Origin of the sequence: Microbacterium sp. SORGH_AS_0421, assembly GCF_030818635.1 — a bacterium.
In the GTDB taxonomy this organism is placed as follows: domain Bacteria; phylum Actinomycetota; class Actinomycetes; order Actinomycetales; family Microbacteriaceae; genus Microbacterium.
This window is the reverse complement of sequence record NZ_JAUTAO010000001.1, coordinates 3,109,713-3,132,339: the sequence shown is the minus strand read 5'-3', so window position 1 is coordinate 3,132,339 and position 22,627 is coordinate 3,109,713. Positions and strand designations below refer to the sequence as shown.

Genomic DNA, 22,627 nt, shown 5'->3' with positions numbered 1-22,627 from the left:
ACGCGCAAAAGCGCTGCTCGGATCTGCCGACTCGGTCACAGCCCGGTCACGTGACCCGGTCGCACCCCGCGCGGCTCGAGGCAGGATGTGCCGGTTGAGGCGCGAGAAAGAGCCGCCCCCGGCCACCGTCGCGAACCAGGTCGACGGCGATGAGCGGCCGCAGCAGAGCGACGGCGCCCGTCAGGCCCCGTCGCCGGAGACGCCCCAGCGGCGCAGCGCGGCGCGGCTCGCGCGAGCGGCGTCTTCTTCGTCGTCGGTGTGCGCGGCGCCGAAATCGCGCGAGGCGTCGGACGCCGTTGCGTCCGTACCCGGTGCGCCCTCTTCGCGGACGGCGGGCTCGGCGGGGTCTGTCGGCACGGCAGAGCGTGACCACAGCGAGGTCGCGTCGGTGTCGCCGCTCAGCGCGGGAGCCTGGCCACGGTTGTTCCGGGTCTCGGGGGTCTTGTCCTCCCACCCGTCGAGGTCGAGGGGCTCGGTCTCGCCGGGCTCGACGCTGTCGGGGACGGGCAGCCGGTCGACGTGGATCGCGCCGCTGTCGGCATCCGACTCTTTCGCGTTCGCGAGCGCCTCGGCGAGCGCTTCGGCGGCGGTGGCGCGGTCGCGCTCCGCCGACAGGTACAGCGACAACGCTTCGGGGTCGTAGGCGTCGGTCTGCATCGAGGTGTCGACGGCGGCCGGGGCAGAGACCGGGGGGACGCTCTCGACGAGGGCCATCGCGTCGTCGATGTCGCTTCGCGAGTCGGGCACGATGTGGTCGCCGCGCACGCCGTCGGCCAGGGCGTCGAGCAACGCGACGGCGTCGGCGACGACGTCGGTCTCGCCGGCGTCGTGTCCGTGCACGAGCCAGCGCGCGAATTCGAGCTCCGCGTAGAACCGCGCGCGTTCGCGCAGCAGGGGGTCGGGGGAGCGATCGCCGGCCGCGGCGTATCCGGCGTGGACGTCGTCGGCGGCGAGGGGAGCGGATGCCAACCAGCGCAGGTCGACGGCCGGATCGCCGACGCTGAGGCCGGCCCAGTCCAGGATGCCGACCACGTGGGGGATCTCGTCCTCATCGTCGGCGAGGAGGATGGATGAGCTCGTCGCGCCGCCTAGGACGACCGCCGACTCGAAGCGCCACAGCTCGTCGACGTCGAGGGCGCGGCGCCACCGCAGCATGAGGTCGTCGCTGACGCGACCGGTGGCGTCAGCGCGGTCGAGGAGTCGTTTGACGTCGTCCCGCACCTGCTCGGGAGAGCGCACGGGCAATCCGTCGGTGCGGACGATCGACACGGGGAGCGCGTGGACTGCGGCCAGCGCCCCGCCGATCGTCGGCGCGTACCCGGGGCCCTTGGGGAGGTGCGCCGGGTCGATGCGGTAGCCGTCGATGCGATCGACGATGAGGACACGCTGCGCTCCGGAACCGCTCTCGCCGATCACCTCGGGCACGGCGAAGGGGAGGAGGGCGCGAACGCCCGCCGTCAGAGCGTGCAGCGCTCGCGACTCCGCGGCGAGGTCGGGAGCGCCTTCTTCGCCGGCGGGCATGCGGATGACGACCTCGCGCCCGTCGGCGGTGCGGGCCAGCGCGGCATCGAAACGGCCGGCGGCGTTCTCGGTCAGAGCGCTGACGTTCGAGAAGGCTGCGCCGGGCAGGGCCGTCGTCGCCGACGCGGCTAAAATGAGGGGCGAGCGTGCCATGCCCCCAGGGTAGGTCGGGCCTTCCTTCACCGGCCCGCGCCACGCCCTTCACCGAGCAGGTCGGTCTGCCGACCGCCCACCCGTGCCCGCCGTCAGAGAGGTGTTCGATGCCGCGTCCCGCGTCTTCGCCGTCCGAGGTCCCGTTGACCGTCGACCGCGCGGGCGGTGAGCGCGACGACGAGACCCTGCTCGAGCGCGTCCTGTCTGAACCGAGCACCCTGGTCCTCGCCATCCGTCGCGATGCGGCGCCGCTGCGCGACGGACACTTGGTCTTGGGCTCGCAGGCGCGGATCGGGAGAGAGCACGTCCAGGAGTGGGCGTTTCTCGGCCGCACTCCCGATCACACCGCGGTCGTCCTCGCGGCCCTGACCGCCGGCGCCCCCGACGACCTCGTTCCGGATGCCGAGTGGGCACCCCTCCGCGCGGCCGGAGGCGACCTGCCCGACGGTGAAGCCGAACTGCTCACCACCGCCGTCGCTCTGGCGGGGTGGCTGCGCGATGCCGCGTTCTGCCCGGCGTGCGGCTCGGCGACAGAGCTGCGCCACGCCGGCTGGTCGCGGCACTGTCCTGTCTGCGGGCGTGAGCACTTCCCGCGCACCGATCCGGCGGTGATCGTGCTGGTGACCTCGGCGACCGGTGACGATCGGATCCTTCTCGGCGCGAACGCCGCCTGGGGAGGTGACCGGTACTCCTGCTTCGCCGGGTTCGCCGAGGCGGGGGAGTCGCTCGAGGATGCGGTCACCCGCGAGGTCGGCGAGGAAGCCGGGGTTCGTCTCCGCGACATCGCGTACCGCGGTTCGCAGGCCTGGCCGTACCCCCGTTCGCTCATGCTGGGCTTTCGAGCGGTCGTCGTCGACGACGCTGAAGCGGAAGCCGACGGTGAGGAGATCGTCGAGGTCCGCTGGTTCGACCGCGAAGAGATCGGCGCCGCCCTTCGCGGCGAGGGCACGGCGATGCTCCCGGGCCCGGCATCCATCGCTCGTCGCTTGATCGACGACTGGTACCGGGGCGTCGTATGACCGCGCCGCTCGAGGGACTCGACGAGCACCAGCTCGAGGCGGCGCGTGCGCTTCGCGGTCCGGTCTGCGTTCTCGCGGGTGCGGGCACCGGCAAGACGCGCGTGATCACGCGCCGCATCGCTCACGGTGTCGACACGGGCGCCTACTCGCCGCAGCGCGTGATGGCCGTGACGTTCACCGCCAAGGCCGCGGGGGAGATGCGCGGGCGTCTGCGTGCGCTCGGGGTCGCGGGGGTCTCGGCCCGCACGTTCCACGCCGCCGCTCTCGCGCAGGTCAATTTCTTCTGGCCGACGCTCGCCGGTGATCAGGCGCCTTCGATCATCGACAACAAGGTGCGCATGCTCGCGCACGCGGCCGACGGCGTGGGACTGGCCCCCGACACCGCGACTCTGCGCGACGTCGCGTCGGCGATCGAGTGGCGCAAGGTGACTCTGCGCTCCATCGAGCAGTACGCGGCGGACCGCCCCGACGGCGTCGGTCGTCTCAGCGTCGACCAGGTCGTGGCCCTGCAGAGCGCGTACGAGAAGCTCAAGGACGAGCGCCGCCAGATGGACTTCGAAGACGTCCTGCTGACCTGCGCCGGCATGATCGAGGCCGAACCGCGGGTCGCCGCGGCCGTACGCGAGCAGTATCGGCACTTCACCGTGGATGAGTACCAGGACGTCTCGCCGCTGCAGAACCGCCTGCTCGAGCTCTGGCTGGGCGATCGTCGCGACCTGTGCGTCGTCGGTGACGCGAGCCAGACGGTGTATTCGTTCACCGGCGCCGACGCGCGGTACCTGCTCGAGTTCGAGCGCACGCATGAAGATGCGCGTGTCGTGCGTCTCGAGCGCAACTACCGCTCGACGGCTCCGGTGCTCGCCGTCGCCAACGACCTCATGAGGGGTCGCGCCGGCGCCCTCGAGCTCGTCGCGGCCAGCGAAGACGACACGCCCACGCCGACCGTGCGCGCCTTCGACGACGATGAAGACGAGGCCTCTGCGGTCGCGGCCTCGATCCGCGACTCGCTCGCGCGCGGCGTCGATCCCCACGACATCGCGGTTCTGTACCGCTCGCACGCGCAGTCCGCGGGGTTGATCTCGGCCCTCGCGAAGGTGGGTGTCGCGGCGTCCGTCCTGGGCGGCCGCAAGTTCTTCGACCTTCCCGAGGTTCGGCAGGCTCTCATGGCGCTTCGCGCCGCGTCCGTGGCGCCGCTCGAGACCGGGTTCCTTCCGACCGTCCGCGACGTGCTCCGCAGCGTCGGGCTCACCGACGACCCGCCCGAGGCGGGCGGTGCGCTCCGCGAGGCGTGGGAGGCGCGCGCCGCCATCCTGCGCCTGGCGGAGGAAGCGCCGCACGGCACCGACCTGCGCGCGTTCACCGACGATCTGCAGGCGCGTGCGCGCGATCAGCACGAGCCGACGACGCGGACGGTGACGCTCGCGACGCTGCACGCGGCGAAGGGGCTGGAGTGGGATCACGTGTACCTCGTGGGATTCAGCGAAGGGCTGCTGCCGATCTCGTACGCCAAGACCTTCGAAGCGGTCGACGAAGAGCGGCGCCTCGCGTACGTGGGCGTCACGCGGGCCGCACGAACGCTGTCCGTGAGCTGGGCACGGGGTCGAGGGCGGATGGAACGGTCTCCGTCGCGCTTTCTTCGAGAGATCGGCAGTGGCAGTCTGCGCTCGGCCGATGCAGCGCCCAGGCCCGCCGGAACGAATCGGCGCGCAGGCGCAGCGAGCGCGTCGTCTGTCCGATCGGAGCGGTGAGCAGGAACCGCGCCGCCCGTCCGGCCTCGGCTGCCAGCGCCACGTCGATCTCGGGCCGCGGTCGTCCCACCAGCTGAGCGGCGACGGTCGCCCACTCCGGGTTGTCGCGGCGCTGGTCCGCGTCGAGACACGCGAGGCACGCCGTCTGTCCCGGCACCACGACGGGCCCGATCCGGGCACTCGACCCGTCGAGCACGAGCGGCAGGTGCGTCACGTCGTCGCGGACGAGCGGCCCCGCTCTGCGGGGGTCGACCCGGTGTGCGGCCAGCAGCACCACCCGTGTTCCGGGAGCGACGCTCTCGGTCGCCGTCCCCGCCCACGCCACGACGCGGGTGCGCGGGGGCAATGCCGCCAAGACGGCTCGGGCGGCTCGCGGCGGCAGGTCATCGTCGACCTGAAGGGCGAGGGGCGGATGCCGTGACCTTCGCGCCAACGCCGGAGCCACCGCCGCGAGCAGAGCGTCGGCGGCTCCGTCCTCGGCCCCGTGCACGCGGGCGAGACCCCGGACCGCGGCCGCACTCGTCCCGTCCGCAAGCGCCGCGACGACGACGTCGACCCACGAGCCGGTGAAGGGCGAGACGGCTACCGCGGGGGCGCCGAACTGCACGCTCCCATCGGAACGCCAGAGCGGGGGAGCAGCAGAATCGAGTCTGATCATCGGCCGATCATCGCGTCTGCGGAGATCCCGGATGCCGTTGTCCCCAGGGCGAAAAATGCGTGACGCCCGTGTGGAGGAATGTCATCCTCCCCACGGGCGTCACGACACGACGGGCTTCAGCCCGCCGAAGTGCTCACACCGGCCGCTGATCTCCCGGCGCCGCTCCGTCGTCGTCGCCGCCGAGGGGACCGTCGCCATGCTCCCGCGTCCCACCCGCATCCGTGCCGTCGTCCGGGGTCCCGGCATCCGGGCTCCCGCTTCCCGAACCACCGTCGCGCCGCCCGCCGTCGGCCTCTTCGGCCAACAGCTGCGCGAGGGCGTCGTCCATCGCGTCCGACGGAGCCGCTTCTCCGCGGGAGGCCGCGGTCAGTCGCGCGATCAACGCCGCGGGGTCGTCGATGTCTTCCGACGAGGGCATGAGGTCGGGGTAGTCCCACAGCCCGTCTCGACCGTCGACGCCCACGGCGTCGGTGACGGCGCGCCACATGGCCGCGGCTTCCCGCATGCGACGGGGGCGCAGTTCGAGGCCGACGAGCGAGCCGAGCGCCTGTTCAGCGGGCCCGCCCACCGCGCGACGACGACGAACCGCCTCGGCGATGCGAGCGGCCGAGGGCAGGCGCGAGGTCGCGTCCTCGGTGACCACGTCGACCCAGCCTTCGATCGTCGCGAGCAGGTTCTCGAGGCGCGTGAGAGCTGCGGTCTGCTCTTCGGAGCGCTCGGGCAGCAGCGCACCGCTCTCGAGGGCGCCGCGCAGCTCTTCGGGCTGCGAGGGGTCGAAGCGCGAGGCGAGGTCTTCCAGGGCGTCGGTGTCGACGCGGATCCCGTGCGCGAAGTCGCGCACCTGCGAGATCACGTGCAGGCGCAGCCAGCGCGCGTGACGGAACAGGCGCGCGTGCGCCAGCTCGCGCGTGGCCAGGTACAGCGCCAGCTGATCCTCGGGGATCTCGAGGTCGCGGCCGAAGTCGGCGAAGTTCTGCGGAAGGATCGCCGCGTCGCCGTCGGGCATGACCGGGATGCCGACATCTCCGCCACCCACGACCTCGGTGGACAGCCGGCCGACGACCTGGCCGAGCTGCGTGGCGAAGAGCGAACCGCCCACGGTGCGCATGAGGCGACCGGCACCGGCGATCATGTCCTGCATGTCGTCGGGTGCCTGCTGGCCGAGGGCGGCGGTGAGCGCGTCGGCGATGCTCGTGGCGACGGGTTCGGCGAGCTCCTGCCAGATCGGGAGGGTCGCACTCACCCACGCGCCGCGCGTGACGGCGCGCGGGGGGCGCGGCAAGTCGCTGATCGAGGTCGCCTCGCCCAGCCACAGGGCCGCGAGGGTGAACGCCTGGTCGAGGTCGGTGCGCTGACCGGTGGTCACGCCGAGGCCGTCCTGGTTGGCGATGTGCAGGGCCTGGCGCTCGGCCAGGCTCCAGTCGACGCCCTCCTGCGTGCCGGCGAAGGCGCCCTGCAACTGGTTCACGACGGCCTGCAGCATGGCGGGGTCGATCTGCATGCCCGACAGACGGGAGAGCTGCTCGGGGTCGATGCCGCTGACGTCTCCGGACATGAGACGGCGCATGAGTTCCTGGAACTCGTCCTCGGGGCTCCGGTCGCCGCCGGGGTTGTCGTCTGCCACGTGAGCCGCCTTTCAGCCAGGTCTGGGGGAACGGGTTCTACGCTAGTCGCACGCTTCCCCGCATCAGTCGGCTCGGCCCCCGGGCCGCTTACGCCGCGCGCGAACGACCCGGCAAAGGATTGAGACTGTGACCCTGTTCGATGAGAACGTCTCCGTCGTGCCCGCCCCGCGTCAGCGGTGGCGGCGCGGCACCGTCGTGGGCGTGTGGTCTCTCACCATCGCGGTCATCGTGCTGTTCGTGATGACGTTCCTGCCCTCGGCATACGTCATCCAGCAGCCGGGCCCGGTCTACAACACCCTCGGCACCACGGCCTCCGCCGACGGCCAGCAGGTTCCGCTCATCTCGGTGCCCGAGGGCGACGAGAAGGACTCCACCAGCAGCGGTCAGCTCGACCTGCTCACCGTGCAGGTCAGCGGCAACCGCGAGCACACCCCGTCGTGGATCGAGCTGGCCTCGGCCTGGTTCGACAGCTCGCGCGCCGTCGTGCCGATCGATCGCATCTTCCCCGCGGGGCAGAGCACCGAGCAGCGCAACAGCGAGAACGCCGCCCTCATGACCGACTCTCAGCTCGAGGCGAGCGCGGCCGCTCTCCGCGAGCTCGGCTACGACGTCCCGCAGCAGATCGCGGTCGGCACGATCGACGACTCCGGCGCCGCGAAAGACAAGCTGCAGCAGAACGATGTCATCACCTCGGTCGACGGCACCGCCGTCTCGAACATCGACGACATCCGCGCTGCGGTGCAGAAGGCCGCGGGTCAGGCCGTGAGCGTCGGTTACGAGCGTGACGGCACGGCATCCACGATCTCTATCACTCCCCGTCAGACCGAGGTGAACGGCCAGACGCAGTACCTGCTGGGCGTGGGGCTGATGATGACGTTCGACCTCCCCGTCGACGTGAAGATCCAGCTCAACGATGTCGGCGGCCCCAGCGCCGGCATGATGTTCGCCCTCGGGATCATCGACAAGATGTCGCCCGGCGACCTCACCGGCGGCCAGCACATCGCCGGCACCGGCACGATCGACGCCGACGGGAACGTGGGCCCGATCGGCGGCATCCGTCAGAAGCTCTACGGAGCGCGGGATGCCGGGGCCACCTGGTTCCTCGCCGCCCGAGGAGAACTGCAACGAGGTCGTGGGCCACGTGCCCGACGGCATCCGAGTGTTCTCCACCTCGACCTTGAAGCAGTCGCTCACCGTGCTCGAGACCATCCGCGACGGAGGGGATCTCGACGCCCTGCCGACGTGTACTTCGTGATCGATCTTTCACGGCGAACCCCAGGCAGGGCGCGCCTAGGATGGACGGGTGACCACGACCTCGGCGCCGAATCAGGCCACGCCCCCTAACCGCTCCCGACGGATCATCTCGATCACCCTGGCGGTGATCGCGGTTCTCGTCGTGGCGTTCTTCGTCTTCGCGAACCTGTACTCCGACTGGCTGTGGTTCTCGCAGCTGGGCTTCACCACCGTGCTGACCACCCAGTGGCTCGCCCGCAGCGTGATGTTCGTGGTCGGTTTCCTCGCGATGGCGTTGCCCGTGTGGGGTGTCATCCAGCTCGCCTACCGGCTCCGCCCGGTGTATGCGCGTCTGAGCTCGCAGCTCGACCGCTACCAGGAGGTCGTCGAGCCGCTGCGCCGCCTCGCCATGTGGGGCATTCCGATCTTCTTCGGCTTCTTCGCCGGCTTCGCCGCCTCCGCCCAGTGGGAGACCACGTGGCTGTGGCTGAACGGCGTCTCCACGTCCACCACCGACCCCCAGTTCGGTCTCGACACCGGTTTCTATCTGTTCGGGATGCCGTTCTACGCCGCTGCCCTCGGGTTCGCGTCGGCCGTGGTGCTGGTGTGCCTCCTGCTCACGGGTGTGGTGTCGTACCTCTACGGCTCGGTGCGGGTCGGCCAGCGAGAGCTCCGCATCTCGAAGGCCGCGCGCATCCAGCTCGCGATCCTCGCCGGTGTGTACCTGCTGCTGCAGGGTGCGAGCCTCTGGCTCGACCGTTTCCGCACCCTCGTCGAGCCGTCGGAGCGCATCACGGGCCCCGGTTACGTCGGCACCAATGCCGTCATCCCCGGCCAGACGATCCTCGCGATCGCGGCCGTCATCGTGGCCCTGGCGTTCTTCGTCACGGCCTTCCTCGGTCGCTGGCGCTACCCGCTGATCGGTACCGCGTTGCTGGTCGTCTCGGCGATCGTGGTGGGAGCTGCCATCCCCTGGGCGGTCACCACGTTCCAGGTGCGCCCGAACGAGCTCGCCCTCGAGAGCCAGTACTACCAGCGCAACCTCGACGGGACGAAGGCCGCCTACGGCCTCGACAGCATCGAGAAAGAGAACTTCCAGGCGACGACGACCGCGCAGGCGGGTCAGCTGCGCAACGATGCCGAGTCCACCGCGCAGCTGCGCATCATGGACCCGGCGATCATCGGGCCGACGGTCCGCCAGCTCGAGCAGTACCGCGCGTACTACCAGTTCAACACCCCGCTCGACGTCGACCGCTACACGATCAACGGCCAGACGCAGGACACGGTGGTCTCGCTCCGCGAGCTCAACATCGGCCAGCTCGGCGACGCGGCCTCGTGGCAGAACACGACCCTCGTCTACACCCACGGCTACGGCATGGTCGCAGCCGCCGGTAACGAGCGCACCGCCGACGGCGACCCGGTCTTCCTCGAGCAGGCCATTCCCGGCACCGGCTTCCTGACCGACCTCAACTACGAGCCCCGGGTGTACTTCGGTGAGCAGTCGCCGCCGTACTCCATCGTCGGTGGACCCGAGGGTGGCGAGCCGATCGAGCTCGACTACCCGCTCGGCGCCGACGGCGGTACCGAGACGCGTACGACCTTCGCCGGCAACGGCGGACCGAGCGTCGGAAACGTCTTCAACCGCCTCATCTACGCGCTGAAGTTCCAGTCGGAGCAGATCCTCTTCTCGGACTACGTCAACTCCGACTCGCAGATCCTCTACGACCGTGATCCCAAGCAGCGCGTGCAGAAGCTCGCGCCGTACCTGACGCTCGACAGCGACCCGTACCCCACGGTCGTCGACGGGCGCATCAAGTGGGTCATCGACGGCTACACCACAAGTGCGAACTACCCGTACTCCTCGGGCGTCTCGCTGTCGCGGGCCATCGCCGACTCGAACAACCCGGCTCCGACCTACGCGCTGGACGACATCAACTACATCCGCAACTCGGTCAAGGCAACGGTCGACGCTTACGACGGCTCGGTGAGCCTGTACGCGTGGGACGACCAGGACCCGCTGCTCAAGGCCTGGCAGAACGTCTACCCCACGACCCTCAAGCCGTGGACCGACATGTCTGCCGACCTCATGAGCCACGTGCGCTACCCGACCGACCTCATGAAGGTCCAGCGCTCGATGCTCGGTGTCTATCACGTCGATGACGCCCGTTCGTTCTTCCAGCAGGACAACCGTTGGACGACCCCGAACGACCCGCAGGACCCGGCGACCTTCCAGCCGCCGTACTACCTGACGATGAAGATGCCGAACCAGGACGACCCGTCGTACTCGATGTTCACGAGCTTCATCCCGGCATCCCAGGGCGGACAGGCGAGAAACGTGCTCACGGGCTATCTCGCCGTCGACTCCAACGCCGGTAATCAGCAGGGCACCAAACGCCCGGACTACGGCAAACTCCGGATGCTCGTCATCGATGCGTCGACGACGGTCCCCGGACCCGGCCAGGTGCAGAACACCTTCGACTCCGATACGAACGTCTCGTCTCAGATCAACATCTTGAAACAGGGGCAGTCTCAGGTGCTCAACGGAAACCTGCTGACGCTCCCGGTCGGCGGTGGCCTGCTGTACGTGCAGCCGGTGTTCGTCCAGTCGTCCGGTGATACGAAGCTGCCGCAGCTCAGACGCGTGCTCGTCGCGTTCGGTAACAAGATCGCGTTCGAGAACACGCTGAGCGAGGCACTCGACACGCTGTTCGGCGGTGATTCCGGGGCCAACACCGGCGACGAGACCGTCACCCCGAGCGACCAGAACAGCGGCACGGGCGGATCATCGGGTACTCCGGCTCCGACGGGCGACTACGCGGCTGCCCTGCAAGAGGCGCGAGATGCCCTGACCGCGCGTCAGGCAGCGCTGACCAGCGGCGACCTCGCGGGCTTCGCGACGCAGGATGCCCGTCTCACCGCAGCGGTCCAGCGCCTGCTGGACCTCGAGTCCCAGGGCCAGGGCGGCACGGCGACGACCTCGCCGGCCCCCGCCCCCTCGGCCACGCCCGCGGGCTGATCCACTCCCTCGACGCCCGCGCCCCGCATCTTCGCGGGGCGCGGGCGTCGTCGTTTCGCGCGGGACGTTCCCGTCGCGCCGGACCACGTCATCCTGGATGTGCCGCGGTCGTCCCCGGTCGAGTGCCCAGAGCACGCCGCACGCCGCGCCCCGCACCCGGCGTGTCATGGACACTCGCCGCCGGGGTTCCGGCATCCGGTCCCCGCGTCCCGAGCCGTGCCCGCGCCGCCGCCCCGGTCGAGTGTCCAGAACACGCCGCATGCCTCGCCCTGCACTCGGCGTGTCTTGGACGTTCAAGGCCGGGGTGCCGGCATCCGGACCCGTGTCCCGCTCCGCGCCCGGCGTGCCGGCGCCCGGCCCGCGCCGGCCCGCGTCCCGCGCCGCGCCCGGCGTGCCGGCGCCCGGCCCGCGCCGGACCGCGTCCCGCGCCGTGCCCGAGGTGCACCCCGCGTGAACGACGTTGAGTGTCCAAAACACCCGGACGGTTTCGGATTTCGTCCGGGTGTTTTGGACACTCAACGGGGGACACCGGATGCCGGCGCCCGCCCGCCGCGCGGAACCCACCGCCCCTCGCACGCCCCCGCCGCCACGGCGCGCTTACGCGCCCCGCGCGCTCACACGCCCCACGCGCTTACGCGTCTCATGCACGCACGCCCCCGCGCGCCTCGCCCGCGCTCACGCGGTGAGGAACCACCACCAGATCAGCAGCATCGTCGTGCCGAAACCGGCGATCTGGTTCAGCCACAAGAAGCGGTTCCAGCCCGCGGTGGCGCGGTCGCTGTCGGCATCCGTGACGTTGCGGTACGGCCAGCACACCACCAGGTAGGGCACCACCAGCACGGCGGCCAGCGGGCCGGGCCAGGCGGTGAACAGCATGGCCACGCCGGCCAGGGCGTATGCGACGAGGGCGAAGCGCACGGTCCAGCGGGCTCCGCGAGCGGTCGCGATCGACGAGATGTCGGCCGCGCGGTCGGCCTCGACGTCCTGCACGGCGCCGAAAGCGTGAGAGGCGATACCCCACAACGCGAAAGCGACCAGCACGAACACGAGCTGCGGCGTCCACACGGCCCCGGCGAGCACCAGACCGTACACCGCGGGAGAGAAGAAGTGGATGCTGCTCGTCATCGAGTCCGCGAACGGCCGCTCCTTGAGCCGCAGGGGCGGCGCGGAGTAGAACACGACGAAGAACAGGCTCAGCGCCAGCACGAGCCACGACAGCGGCGACCCGATCACCACCAGGTACGCCACGAACGGCAGGCACGTCAGCGCCGAGGCCCACAGCGTGATCGTGTGCATCCGTTTGTCGAGCACGGCGCCGTGCGTGCCGCCCTTGCGGGGGTTGCGCAGGTCGGACTCGTAGTCGAACACGTCGTTCACGCCGTACATCGCGAGGTTGTAGGGAACGAGGAAGAACAGGATGCCGATGATCAGCGGCGCATCGATCGTCCGCGTGGTCAGCAGATAGGCGGCCGCGAAAGGGAATGCGGTGTTGATCCAGCTGACCGGTCGCGACGACACGAACAGCTCCCGCAGCACGCGGCCGGGGGTGAGGGCGGCGGGAGCGGTCATGCGGTGTCCTTCGAGGGCAGGGGAGCGAAGAGGGTGTGCAGCGCCGGTAGCAGGAATGCCGCACACAGGGGATAGGCGAAGTCCTCGATGGGCGCGAGCCCGAGCTTCAGGCCGCTCAGGTGCTCCTGAGGATACGAGAACAGGTCGACGGCGATCATGAGGTTGTCGAACACGAGCGTGAGTGCCACCAGGACGAGTGCGGTGAGACCGGAAGATGTCATGCGCTCCCGGAACCGCGGCCGCTTCACCGTTGCGAGAGTGACGATGACGGTCACCACGACGAACGGCAGCACGATGAGCGGATACGTCACTCGGGTCGCCTCTCGACCGCGGCGGCGCCGGAGCGTCGAGACGCCGCCCGCCCGAAGACGGCGAACATCACCACCGTCAGGTAGCTCAGGAACAGCAGGAAGAACACTTCCTCGAGCGGCAGGTGCGGCGCGAGCACGATCCCGACGAACAGCGGGCTCTCGCCCTTCACGAACACGCCCGTCATGATCCCGACGAGGTCCCACGCGAGGAAGAACACCGTCCCCGCCACCACGGCCAGAGCGGTGCGCCACGGAGCGACCCGCAGCGCGAGCGAGTACTTCCAGTCGATCAGCATCATGCCCGTCAACGAGAAGAGGATCGCGCCCAGGTAGATCCCGGGCATGTCAGACCGCCGCGCGCGCGGGTTCCGCCAGGGGACCGGCCGTGGTGTCGCCGGTCAGGCGCTTGACCACGAGCTCGGCAGAGATGAGGCACATCGGCAGGCCGATGCCCGGCAGCACCGAGGTTCCCGCGTAGTAGAGGTTGTCGACCTTGCGCGAGCGGTTCTTGGGGCGGAAGATCGCGCTCTGATTCAGAGTGTGCGCCAGTCCCAGCGAGTTGCCGTGCCACGCGTGCAGGTCTTCCTTGAAGTCCTCGGGCGCGATCGTCTTGCGCACGACGACCCGTTCGGCCAGATCCGGGATGCCGGTCCACTCGCCGATCTGGGCGATGACACGGTCCGCGGCCTTCTCGATGCGCTCGTCGCCGGCGCCCGAGACGCCGCCACGCCCACTGTCGGGGTCGGCGGGCACGGGGACGAGGACGAACAGGTTCTCGTGGCCCTCGGGGGCGACGGAGTCGTCCGAGGCGCTGGGGCGGCAGATGTAGATCGACGCGGGGTCGGGGATGCGCTTGTTCTCGCCGAAGATGGCGTCGAAGTTCGTGTGCCAGTCGTCGGTGAACAGCAGCGTGTGGTGGGTGAGCTGCGGCAGCTCGCCCTTCACTCCGAGCAGCAGCAGCAGGGCGCCGGGGCTCGGAACCTTGTCCTTCCACCACTTCTCGGGGTACTGGCGGTCCTTCGCCTCGAGCAGATCGTTCTCGGTGTGGTGCAGATCGGCACCCGAGACCACGGCATCCGCTGCGATCACTCGACCGTCGGCGAGCCGCACGCCGCGAGCGGTGCCCGACTCGGTGATGATCGCCTCGACGGGGGCCGAGGTCTCGATCGTGACGCCGCGCTCGCGCGCCAGCTTCTCGATGGCCGTGATGATCTCGGTCATGCCGCCCTTGGGGTACAGCACGCCGTCTCCCAGGTCGAGGTGGCTCATGAGGTGGTAGAGGCTCGGCACCTCGAAGGGCGATCCGCCGAGGAACACCGCGGGGTACGCGAGGATCTGCTGCAGCCGGGTGTTCTTGAAGTCCGTGGTGACGCGCTTCCACAGCGTGCGCGTCAGCAGCGGGATCAGGGTGGGAAGGCGCTTCACGAGCGCGGGGTCGCGCAGGCCCTTGGTCGACGAGTAGGGGTCGTAGAGGAACTTCGACGTCGACAGCTCGTAGGCGTCCTTCGCCGAGTCGAGGTAGGCCTCGAGGTTCGCACCCGAACCGGGCTCGTGCTCTTCGAACAGCGCGCGCACGGCCTCGCGGCCCGAGACGATGTCAATCGGCTCTCCCTTTCCGGGAGGGCCGTAGACGCGGTACGCCGGGTCGAGGCGCACCAGGTCGAGCTGTTCGTCGGCGCTCGTTCCGAGCAGGCGGAAGAAGTGGTCGAACACCTCGGGCATGAGGTACCAGCTGGGTCCGGTGTCGAAGCGGAAGCCGTCCTTCTCCCACGAGCCCGCTCTTCCGCCGAGGGCGTCTCGCGCCTCGAACAGGTGGACGTCGTGTCCTCGGTCAGCGAGGAGAGCTGCGGTACCGAGACCGGCGATCCCGCCTCCGACGACGACGATGCGCTGGGCGCTCATGAGCGTGAACCTTTCGGGGGGCGGCCCAGGAGGGCGCGGGCGGCGAGGGTGGCTTTGACACCGTCGGGGACGCGGACGCGAGGGGCGCCGGCGGGGGAGGAGCGAAGGCGTCGAGACAGCTCGGCGAACAGGTCGTGCGCCGTCGTGACGGCGGCGCGGCAGTCGGGCGGCAGATGGGGGACGACGGATGCCGCGGCGGCGAGGTCGGCGTCGATCCGGTCGAGCACGCCCACACGTCGTTCGTCGTCGGCGGCGCCGTCGAGATAGTCACGGCCGAGGCGGGTGGCGTCGTCCGCCAGGTCGCGGAGGAAGTTCACGTCCTGGAAGGCCGCACCCAGGCGCCGCGCGCCGTCGACCAGGTCGGCGGCGGGCTTCGCGGGGGCCGACATGCCCGCGTTCAGGAACACCTGCAAGCACATCAGCCCCACGACCTCGGCCGAGCCGTAGACGTAGGCGTCGTGCGACAGATCGTCGTGTGCCGCGGTGTCGAGGTCGGTGCGCATCGACGCGAAGAACGGGGCGATCAGCTCGTCGGTGATCCCGCACTCGCGCGCCGTCCGGGCGAAGGCGTGGACGACGAGGTTGGCGCTGAAGCCGGTGGCGATGGCATCCCGAACCTCGCTCTCGAGGCCGTCGAGCACCGCGCGCTCCCGTTCGGGGCTGAGGCCGGCGTCGTGGGCGGGTCCGTCGACGATCTCGTCGGCGACGCGGACGAGTGCGTAGATGTTGCGCACGTGCGGGCGGGGACGAGCGCCGAGCAGGCGCGCGGCGATGCCGAACGAGGTGGAGTAGCGGTTGATGACCGCGGCGGCTGCGTCATCCGCCGTCTGGGAGTACAGCTCGAGGCCCGTGGGCGCGTGACTCACGGAATGCGCTCCTGCACGGCGCGCACCAGGCCGCGGAGCATGTCTCGGCAGGCCTCGGGCAGGGTCGACGCCTCGATGATGCCGAGCGTGTCTTCGAGGGTGTCGAAGATGAGGCACTCGAGATCGGCGCGGGCGCCGGACAGCGCCAGGGCGTCCTGCGCCGCGCGTACGGCGATGGGGCCGGTGTGAGCTTGGGCGAGAGCCTCGCTGACCTCGGGCCAGTACGGCGACTGGCGCGCGAGCGAGATGAGGTGGGTCTTCTTGACTTCGCGCAGGTCGCAGCCCTCTTCTTTGCCCGAGAGGGAGGACGAGCCGAACGCGCCGATCAGGTCGTCGACGAGCTGGTACGCCAGCCCCAGCTTCTGGCCGAATCGCTCGAGCGCGTAGATCGAGGGGGTCGGTGCTCCGGCGATGAGGGCTCCGGCCTGCAGCGGCGCCGAGAACGAGTACGCGGCGGTCTTGTCGCGCGTGGTTCGCAGAATGGCGTCGGCATCGACTTCGCCCGGCGAGACGGAGTGCTCGACGTCCGAGAGCTCGCCCATGGCCGAGATCAGCACGGCGTCGTCGAGCATCTCGAGCAGCGGCAGGCGCATGTGATCCGGAAGCTGCGCCAGAGCGATCATGCGTCCGGCCTCGTGCAGCAGCAGGTCTCCGGCGAGGATCGCGGCAGCGTCTCCGAGCAGGGCCGAGCCCTCGGCATCCGCGCCCTTCTTCGCCCCGCGGTCGCGGAACTCGCCGGCCACGTTGGGCAGGCCGCGGCGCTCGGTGTCGTGATCGATCACGTCGTCGTGGATGACGAAGGCGGTGTGCAGCAGTTCGAAGGCCGCGGCCACCTGGTACACGCCGATGCGGTGCTCGTCGTCGCCGCCGAGAGTGCTGAAGGCCGAGACCACGAGAAGGGGGCGGAAGCGCTTGCCGCCCTCGGTCGCGCGGCGGATGGCGGATGCCAGGTATCGAGCGCCGTCGCCGAGGTTGGTGGAGCGGCGCTGGAGGCGGGAGAGCGCCCCATCGATCTCGCGGTCGATGCCCTGGCGGGCGACGGGGGAGGAGTCGAGGCTGATCATGAGGCGCGCCTCACCTGTCGAGGGGTCTGGAAGAGGTGCAGCTGCTGCGCCTGCAGCACGAGCCACGGGCTGAAGGCCCAGGGCGTGGACTCGAGGGAGGACGCCAGTTCGAGCGGGTCGACCCAGCGGAACTCCGCCACCTCGTCGGGATTGGGCTCGGGGTCGACGTCGGCGCGGGCGACGTAGACGGGGCAGATCTCGTGCTCGACGATGCCGCTGGCATCGACCGCCCGGTACCGGAAGGTCGGCAGTGCCAGTTCGAGATCGCGGATCGCGAGACCCACCTCGAACTCGGCGCGGCGGTGGACCGCCGACAGCGCGGGCTCGGAGGGGCCGGGGTGCCCGCAGAACGAGTTGGTCCAGACGCCGGGCCAGGTCTTCTTGTGCAGCGCGCGACGCGTGACGAGAACCTCGCCCGCGGTGTTGACGACATGACACGAGAACGCCAGGTGCAATGGGGTATCGGTGTCGTGCACGGTAGCCTTGGGCGCCGTGCCGATCTCGTTTCCGAAGTCGTCCAGGAGGACGACATACTCGGTCTCGCTCATCGTGCCTCCCGTTTGCTAGTTTAGCTAGCGATGTAGCCTTGACTATACCGACGCCGAAAGGGGGTGTCCACCGTGACGAAAGCCGTGTCGACCTCTGGTACGAGGCCCGCCGTGACCCACACATTACGCGCCGTTCAGACACTCAGCGACGCCCTCGACCGCATGCATTCGGGCATGAAAGGCGAGATGGATATGAATGCCAGCGACCTCGCGACGCTGCGCATGCTCACCATCCGCGAGCACCGCGGTCAGATGGTCAGCCCTCACGACGTGGCGACCCACCTGCGCATCTCGACCGCATCGACGACGAAGCTCATCGATCGTCTGGTCGCCTCGGGGCACCTGGAGCGTCTTCCGCACCCCTCCGACGGGCGCGCCCGCGTCGTGGTGCTGACCGAGAAGTCACGGCGCGAGTTCTTCCAGCATTTCGGCGTGCACCTGGGCGCGATGCGCGAAGTGGCCGACCGCTTCGACGACGGCGAGCTCGAGACCATCAACGCGTTCCTCGACTCGCTCACCGAGTCGATCACGACAGAGGACTGACGCGGTTCGTCCCTCGCGCCACGCGCACGCCCACGTCGTCGAACGCCTCCCGCTGCAGCCCACCCCGCCGTGCCGCCGCGCGCACCTGTGCCGGCGCATCCGACCACCCGCCGCCGCGGAACACGCGCGCGTCGCTCTCGCCCTCCGGGTCGTACGGGTCGGCGCACCATTCCCACACGTTGCCCAGGGTGTCGAAGAGTCCGTGGAGGTTCGGCATCCGTCCTCCCACCTCGGCGGGAAAACGCAGGCCGTCAGCGGCCGTCCACGCCACTTCGCGGACGGGTCCGTAGGCCGACGACGTCGAGCCCGCACGGCAGGCGTACTCCCACTCGTCTTCGGTGGGTAGGCGGAACCCGTCGGAGTCGGGGTCGCCCGTGACGACCTCGCCGTCGAACGAATAGACCGGGTCGAGTCCCTCCCACTCGCTCAGCGCGTTGCACAGTCGAATCGCCCGCAGCCAGCTCAGGTGGGTCGCGGGTCGCCGTGGATAGCGAGAGGGGATGCCGAGCAGCTCGGCCATCTGCTCCTCGGTGATGGGGTAGACGCCGATCTCGAAGGCGTCGACGACGATCTCGCGCCGCTGCGCCCCACGGAGATCGCCACGCAGCACACGGCCCGCGGGGATCCGCGCCATCTCGACGTCGGTCACGACAGCTCCACCATCCACAGGTCGCTGTCGCCCGTGACGAACAGTCGTTTCTCGTCGGCGTCGAATGCGCAGTTGCTCACGACGTGCGGGGTGGGGATCACGCCCAGGCGTGCGCCCGTCTCGTCGACGATGACCACGCCCGCCTCGCTCGAGATCCAGAGCCAGTCGCGGCTGTCGACGGCGAATCCGTCCGGGATGCCGGCATCCACCGTGGCGAAGGTGCGCGGGGCGCCGACCGCCTGGCCGTCCCAGTCGCACGCGACGACGCGCGGGAGGGCGTGGGCGTTCGACTCCGCGACGTAGAGCGTCTTCTCGTCGCGGCTGAAAGCCAGACCGTTGGGCTGGTCGAGGTCGATCATGCGCTCGAGTCCGTCGCCGTCACGCCAGCGGTAGACGCTCTGGTGGCGAAGAGCGGGATCGGCCGGGTACCCCTCGCGCGGGTCCGAGATGCCGTAGGTGGGGTCGGTGAACCAGATCCAGCCATCGGATGCCACGACCAGGTCGTTCGGTGAGTTCAGCGGTTCGCCCTCGAAGGCGTCGACCAGCAGCTCGGTGCCGGCCTCGTCGGTGCGACTGATGCCGCGGCGACCGTGCTCGGCCTGCAGGAGGCGGCCCTCGGCATCCATTGCGTTCCCGTTGGCGAAGTTCGACCGATCGCGCACGGTGACGATGCTGCCGTCCTCGCGCCAGGCGAGGGTTCGGCGACCGATCACGTCACTGAACACCAGGCAACGCTCTTCGGGCCACCAGACCGGACCCTCGGCCCACGTGGCGTCGGCGTACAGCGACAGCAGGCGCGAACTGCTCGGAAGGACCGCGGCGAGCCGCTCGTCCCACACCCGCGGGCGTGCAACCTCGACCGGCTCGGGGGAACGAGGACTTTGCAGGATCTGACCGTCGAGGAAGATACGGGGCATGACACAAGTCAAACGTGTGCGCGGGGTGGGGCGAGCCGGGTTGACGGGCTCAACCGAAGGGGTGGGGAGTCGGCGCGGCCGGCGACGACGCGAACTGGACGAGCACCTGCAGGCACGGCTCGTCTCCCACGGTGCCCGAGAGGTGCCCGGCCGTGCCGTCGACCTCATCGGTGTCGGTGTCCTGTCCGAAATGGATGTCGCCGGGGCCCATCTCGACACGCGAGCCGTCCTGCGTCTCGAGGAACCAGCGCCCCCGCAGCGGAATCACCCACTGCGGATGAGGCGACGGATGCCACTGCCCCACCCACCCCACCGGGAGCGCCGCGAACAGCACCGCCGACACCTCGCCGGGGAAGGGCCGCATCCACTGGGGGTCGGCGCCGCCGCCCACGCTCTGCAGTCCGAAGCCGCGCAGTACCGACTCGTCGAGACGACTCTTGCCGTCGAGCCCCGTCCACATGTGGACGAAGGGCAGCGTGGGCGGGATGTCGGCGTCGCGTCCGTCGTTGTCGAGGGCCGTGGTGGTGGTCGTGTCCATGCGTCGAGTCAACCGCGCGCGACGCGGGGGAGCGGAGGGTTGACGACAGGGGCGGATGCCGGGTGCCGGCGCCAACGATGAAGGGGCGCCGCCGACCGAAGTCGACGGCGCCCCTTCAGGAACGCGGTGTGCGTCAGGCCTTGCCCTCGGCGCGGTTGCGACGAACCGTGGTGGCCACGGCGATCGTGCCACCGGCGAGAGCGAGAGCGCCGCCGCCGACCCAGAGGCCCAGCATCGAGCTCGCGTCGAAGCCGGTCGCGGGGAGGCCGGTGCTGCCGCCCGCGTTGTTGCCGGCGGTGCCACCCGTGGGGGTGGCGGACAGGGTGTAGGTGCCGCGGCGGTCGGCGGGGAGCGTCACGCTGACGGTTGCCGAGCCGGAGGCGTCGGCGACCTTCGTGATCGACTTCGAGCTGACGGGCAGGTTCGCCGTGGCGAGACCGGCCTGGTTGGCGTTGTAGCCGACGAGGATGAAGTTGACGGTGGCGCCCGGAGCGACGTTGAACGTGACCGGACCATTGTTGGTGATCGTCACGGTCTGCGTGCCGGGAGCGGTGGGGACGTATGCCTGGGCCACGGCGGGAGCTGCGAACAGCAGCGCGCCGGCGAGGGCGGCGGAGACGCCAGCCTTCTTGAGGGAGAGCTTCATGAGTGCCTGCTTTCGAATCCGGGCTACCGGGAGGTGGTGGTCCGCGTCCGTGCTATCCCGATGGAGCTGCAAGGGGAAGGACAACAATGAAGCGGTGGGCTGCGATGAGACCCTTCCTGAGTATTGCCCAAGCGTTCCCTGCATTGCAAACTAGCTAGGTTTCCAGTGCGTAAATTTCCGCTGACGCGCAATCTGAGGCGCATTTACGCAGTGGGTTGCTTTATTGCAGGCCGGCCACCGACGCATTGTTACAGGACGCGACGACGGTGGGGTTGAGCGACGCATCCGCGGTGGGGGTGACGATGGCCTCCGCTTCCGAGGCGGACGTTGTCGCCGCGACGACGACGGTGACACTGGCAGAGGTTTGCGGGTCCAGGTTCATACCGAAGGTGAGCACCTGGCGTCCGTCGAGCGTTGCTTCCTCATGGGCGGTTCCGTTGGAAGCCGATGCCGAGACCAGCTCGTACCCCTGCGGCAGATAGAGGTTGCTGACGATGGTGGCAGAGCCGGGGGCGACACCGTACACACCGTTCCCCGTGACGTAAGGGGGCAACGACGTCTGTGCGTCCAAGGGAGCAGTGTTACTGAGCGCGAGTGTGAGCGTCAGCTGACGCGGGGACGTGCCGCCTTCTTGCTGACATTGGTCCCAGTTCAATGAGACCTCTGGCTTGACGTAGTAGCTCATCTTCGAGCCGGTGCCGTCATTGAGATAGACGCCGAAGCGCGCCGTGCGCTCGTTCGTTGCCGGCAGCTCTCCGGCGAGCGTTGTACCCGCGACGACCGATTGCTCTTCAGGGTTCGCGGACCAGATCAGAACGCGATGCTCTTCCGTTGCTCGCGCGAGCGCTGTCAGCATTCCAGTCGTCGATCCTCGACCCTGCAGGAGTGCTTGGAAGACAGCACCGGTCGCGCTCGCGAAGAAGGCATCCTGAGCGGTGGGTGCTGAGTACCGCTCATAGACCTGATTGAGCAGCAGGGGCACGGCATTGTCTGCGGAGAGCTGTTGTCCGTCCGCAACGGTGACCGGCCCGACCGCGTGAAGCAGATAGGAGAGCACCACCGGATCTACGACGATCACGCCGGCGACGTCTGTGCCGGTCTGAGCTTTGTACATATCGCGGGCGAGAGGCCCGTCGACCGTGAAGTCGGGTATCTGGGTGAGGTTGTGGAAGTACCGGGCCGGGCGGGTCTGATAGATGGCCTGAATGTCTTCCGGGAGTTGAACGAGAGGGGCAGAGATGCCCTGGGAGAGCGAGGTGGCGGATCGAGTGTCGACGAGCGAAATGGCTCCGGCATCCGTCCTCAGAAGGATCGCTGTTCCGGTGATGCCGCCGAGGGAGCGCCACTCGGCGTTGTTCTGGACGAGAAGGAGATAGTCCCGCGGGCCGTCCTTCCCGAGCATCGCCGGAAGCAGCTTGGTCGTCCGTGACAGCGCGTCCAGGGCGTTCGACGACCTCGCGAAGAGTTCCTCGGCGTGCCCGACGGCTCTGCCGACGACGCCGATCAGGGGGGTGGGGTCGATGCTCTCGACGGCGGCTGCAGCGTCGCGCGCCGACGCGGCCGCAGCTTCGGAGGGCGCGACGAGCGTCGCCAGACCGCTGGTGTCGATGCGTCCGTCGACGGGCTTCAAACTGTCGAGTGATGTGGACTGAGCGGCGGTCGCCAGCGGAAGGAGGCTGCCGCGTAACAGCTCATCGGAAGCCGCAGCAACGGTGCCGAACGCCGCGAGCTGAGGGCCGATCCACGGCGTGCGTTCCGCAAGCTTCCACACGGGGTCGGAGGTGAGCCCGTGGGCGGCCTCCGCGTCAGAAGCCAGACGAGCCAGCGTCGGCGCAGCGCTGGACGGGTCGGAGGCCACTTCGGTGGACGCAGCGCTCCCGTCGGTTTGGATGCGCTCGAGGTGGCCGTAGGCAATCGCTCCTCGCACGCCCACCCACACCGCTGCGAGGGTGAGCAGAATGAGTACTCCTCCGAGTGCCCACGTCGAGATGCGCCCTGCAGCTCGCATCGCAGGAGGAAGTGTGTGTGCGCTCATTGCAACCTGACTTCATCGCGGACCAGGGCGCCTCTTCGGACGCGTTCTCAGGCGGATCGTAGAAGT

At 69.6% G+C, this 22,627-nt stretch carries 19 protein-coding genes; 5 read left to right on the top strand and 14 right to left on the bottom strand.

What is annotated here, in order from left to right:
* Positions 1-180: 180 nt before the first annotated feature.
* A complete protein-coding gene (locus QE416_RS14995) occupies positions 181-1,674 on the bottom strand; it encodes a phosphotransferase (protein ID WP_307317383.1) in 1,494 nt (497 codons plus the stop codon).
* Positions 1,675-1,781: 107 nt separating this feature from the next.
* Between QE416_RS14995 and nudC the strand changes: the two genes are divergently transcribed.
* Both nudC and QE416_RS14985 read left to right on the top strand, forming a co-directional pair.
* Complete coding sequence (nudC, locus tag QE416_RS14990) at positions 1,782-2,693, top strand: NAD(+) diphosphatase (protein WP_307317380.1); 912 nt, start codon at positions 1,782-1,784, stop codon at positions 2,691-2,693.
* On the top strand, positions 2,690-4,441 hold the full coding sequence (locus QE416_RS14985; RefSeq protein WP_307317378.1) for an ATP-dependent helicase: 1,752 nt from the start codon (positions 2,690-2,692) through the stop codon (positions 4,439-4,441). Before nudC ends, QE416_RS14985 begins: the two co-directional genes overlap by 4 nt.
* A 791-nt stretch (positions 4,442-5,232) precedes the next feature.
* Here the strand turns inward: QE416_RS14985 and QE416_RS14980 are convergent.
* Positions 5,233-6,723: a zinc-dependent metalloprotease gene (locus QE416_RS14980; RefSeq protein ID WP_307317376.1), complete on the bottom strand. Its 1,491-nt coding sequence runs from the start codon at positions 6,721-6,723 to the stop codon at positions 5,233-5,235.
* Positions 6,724-6,850: 127 nt separating this feature from the next.
* Between QE416_RS14980 and QE416_RS14975 the strand changes: the two genes are divergently transcribed.
* Together QE416_RS14975 and QE416_RS14970 are read left to right on the top strand one after the other, a co-directional pair.
* Entirely contained in the window at positions 6,851-8,068 is a 1,218-nt protein-coding gene (locus tag QE416_RS14975; protein ID WP_307317372.1) for a PDZ domain-containing protein, read from the top strand.
* Positions 8,028-10,973: a UPF0182 family protein gene (locus QE416_RS14970; protein ID WP_307317370.1), complete on the top strand. Its 2,946-nt coding sequence runs from the start codon at positions 8,028-8,030 to the stop codon at positions 10,971-10,973. Before QE416_RS14975 ends, QE416_RS14970 begins: the two co-directional genes overlap by 41 nt.
* A 675-nt stretch (positions 10,974-11,648) precedes the next feature.
* Here QE416_RS14970 and QE416_RS14965 read toward each other — a convergent pair.
* From QE416_RS14965 to idi, 7 genes are read right to left on the bottom strand one after another with little or no spacing between them, the layout of a single operon-like run.
* Positions 11,649-12,542 carry a prenyltransferase gene (locus QE416_RS14965; RefSeq protein WP_307317367.1) on the bottom strand — a complete coding sequence of 298 codons (894 nt, stop codon included), beginning with the start codon at positions 12,540-12,542 and terminating at the stop codon, positions 11,649-11,651.
* A complete protein-coding gene (locus QE416_RS14960; RefSeq protein WP_307317364.1) occupies positions 12,539-12,853 on the bottom strand; it encodes a lycopene cyclase domain-containing protein in 315 nt (104 codons plus the stop codon). Before QE416_RS14960 ends, QE416_RS14965 begins: the two co-directional genes overlap by 4 nt.
* The gene (locus tag QE416_RS14955) at positions 12,850-13,197 is read right to left on the bottom strand and encodes a lycopene cyclase domain-containing protein (RefSeq protein WP_307317361.1); all 348 of its coding nucleotides are present in this window, start codon (positions 13,195-13,197) and stop codon (positions 12,850-12,852) included. Before QE416_RS14955 ends, QE416_RS14960 begins: the two co-directional genes overlap by 4 nt.
* 1 nt (position 13,198) lies before the next feature.
* Complete coding sequence (crtI, locus tag QE416_RS14950; RefSeq protein WP_307317358.1) at positions 13,199-14,755, bottom strand: phytoene desaturase family protein; 1,557 nt, start codon at positions 14,753-14,755, stop codon at positions 13,199-13,201.
* On the bottom strand, positions 14,752-15,621 hold the full coding sequence (locus tag QE416_RS14945) for a squalene/phytoene synthase family protein (RefSeq protein WP_307317357.1): 870 nt from the start codon (positions 15,619-15,621) through the stop codon (positions 14,752-14,754). The genes crtI and QE416_RS14945 overlap by 4 nt, the downstream gene beginning before the upstream one ends.
* On the bottom strand, positions 15,618-16,685 hold the full coding sequence (locus QE416_RS14940; protein WP_307317355.1) for a polyprenyl synthetase family protein: 1,068 nt from the start codon (positions 16,683-16,685) through the stop codon (positions 15,618-15,620). Before QE416_RS14940 ends, QE416_RS14945 begins: the two co-directional genes overlap by 4 nt.
* A complete protein-coding gene (gene idi, locus QE416_RS14935; RefSeq protein ID WP_210074443.1) occupies positions 16,682-17,233 on the bottom strand; it encodes an isopentenyl-diphosphate Delta-isomerase in 552 nt (183 codons plus the stop codon). Before idi ends, QE416_RS14940 begins: the two co-directional genes overlap by 4 nt.
* A gap of 111 nt (positions 17,234-17,344) precedes the next feature.
* Here idi and QE416_RS14930 point away from each other — a divergent pair, with 111 nt between their 5' ends.
* Positions 17,345-17,776 carry a MarR family winged helix-turn-helix transcriptional regulator gene (locus QE416_RS14930; protein ID WP_307317350.1) on the top strand — a complete coding sequence of 144 codons (432 nt, stop codon included), beginning with the start codon at positions 17,345-17,347 and terminating at the stop codon, positions 17,774-17,776.
* Here the strand turns inward: QE416_RS14930 and QE416_RS14925 are convergent.
* From QE416_RS14925 to QE416_RS14905, 5 genes are all read right to left on the bottom strand, one after another.
* Positions 17,760-18,425 (bottom strand): SUMF1/EgtB/PvdO family nonheme iron enzyme, encoded by a 666-nt coding sequence (locus QE416_RS14925; RefSeq protein WP_210074445.1) that lies wholly within the window; start codon positions 18,423-18,425, stop codon positions 17,760-17,762. The two genes, QE416_RS14930 and QE416_RS14925, sit on opposite strands and share 17 nt — an antisense overlap.
* A complete protein-coding gene (locus QE416_RS14920) occupies positions 18,422-19,342 on the bottom strand; it encodes an SMP-30/gluconolactonase/LRE family protein (protein ID WP_307317345.1) in 921 nt (306 codons plus the stop codon). The genes QE416_RS14925 and QE416_RS14920 overlap by 4 nt, the downstream gene beginning before the upstream one ends.
* Before the next feature lie 49 nt (positions 19,343-19,391).
* Positions 19,392-19,880 carry a hypothetical protein gene (locus tag QE416_RS14915; protein WP_307317342.1) on the bottom strand — a complete coding sequence of 163 codons (489 nt, stop codon included), beginning with the start codon at positions 19,878-19,880 and terminating at the stop codon, positions 19,392-19,394.
* Positions 19,881-20,013: 133 nt separating this feature from the next.
* A complete protein-coding gene (locus tag QE416_RS14910) occupies positions 20,014-20,526 on the bottom strand; it encodes an LPXTG cell wall anchor domain-containing protein (protein WP_307317340.1) in 513 nt (170 codons plus the stop codon).
* Between the two features lie 220 nt (positions 20,527-20,746).
* Positions 20,747-22,465: a DUF4012 domain-containing protein gene (locus QE416_RS14905; protein WP_307317337.1), complete on the bottom strand. Its 1,719-nt coding sequence runs from the start codon at positions 22,463-22,465 to the stop codon at positions 20,747-20,749.
* Positions 22,466-22,627: the final 162 nt, after the last annotated feature.

Excerpts from the sequence above, each read along its gene's own strand:
- QE416_RS14995 (WP_307317383.1), bottom strand. The coding sequence starts at position 1,674 with ATGGCACGCTCGCCCCTCATTTTAGCCGCGTCGGCGACGACGGCCCTG.
- nudC (WP_307317380.1), top strand. The coding sequence starts at position 1,782 with ATGCCGCGTCCCGCGTCTTCGCCGTCCGAGGTCCCGTTGACCGTCGAC.
- QE416_RS14985 (WP_307317378.1), top strand. The coding sequence starts at position 2,690 with ATGACCGCGCCGCTCGAGGGACTCGACGAGCACCAGCTCGAGGCGGCG.
- QE416_RS14965 (WP_307317367.1), bottom strand. The coding sequence starts at position 12,542 with ATGACCGCTCCCGCCGCCCTCACCCCCGGCCGCGTGCTGCGGGAGCTG.
- QE416_RS14955 (WP_307317361.1), bottom strand. The coding sequence starts at position 13,197 with ATGCCCGGGATCTACCTGGGCGCGATCCTCTTCTCGTTGACGGGCATG.
- crtI (WP_307317358.1), bottom strand. The coding sequence starts at position 14,755 with ATGAGCGCCCAGCGCATCGTCGTCGTCGGAGGCGGGATCGCCGGTCTC.
- QE416_RS14940 (WP_307317355.1), bottom strand. The coding sequence starts at position 16,685 with ATGATCAGCCTCGACTCCTCCCCCGTCGCCCGCCAGGGCATCGACCGC.
- idi (WP_210074443.1), bottom strand. The coding sequence starts at position 17,233 with ATGAGCGAGACCGAGTATGTCGTCCTCCTGGACGACTTCGGAAACGAG.
- QE416_RS14920 (WP_307317345.1), bottom strand. The coding sequence starts at position 19,342 with ATGCCCCGTATCTTCCTCGACGGTCAGATCCTGCAAAGTCCTCGTTCC.
- QE416_RS14915 (WP_307317342.1), bottom strand. The coding sequence starts at position 19,880 with ATGGACACGACCACCACCACGGCCCTCGACAACGACGGACGCGACGCC.
- QE416_RS14910 (WP_307317340.1), bottom strand. The coding sequence starts at position 20,526 with ATGAAGCTCTCCCTCAAGAAGGCTGGCGTCTCCGCCGCCCTCGCCGGC.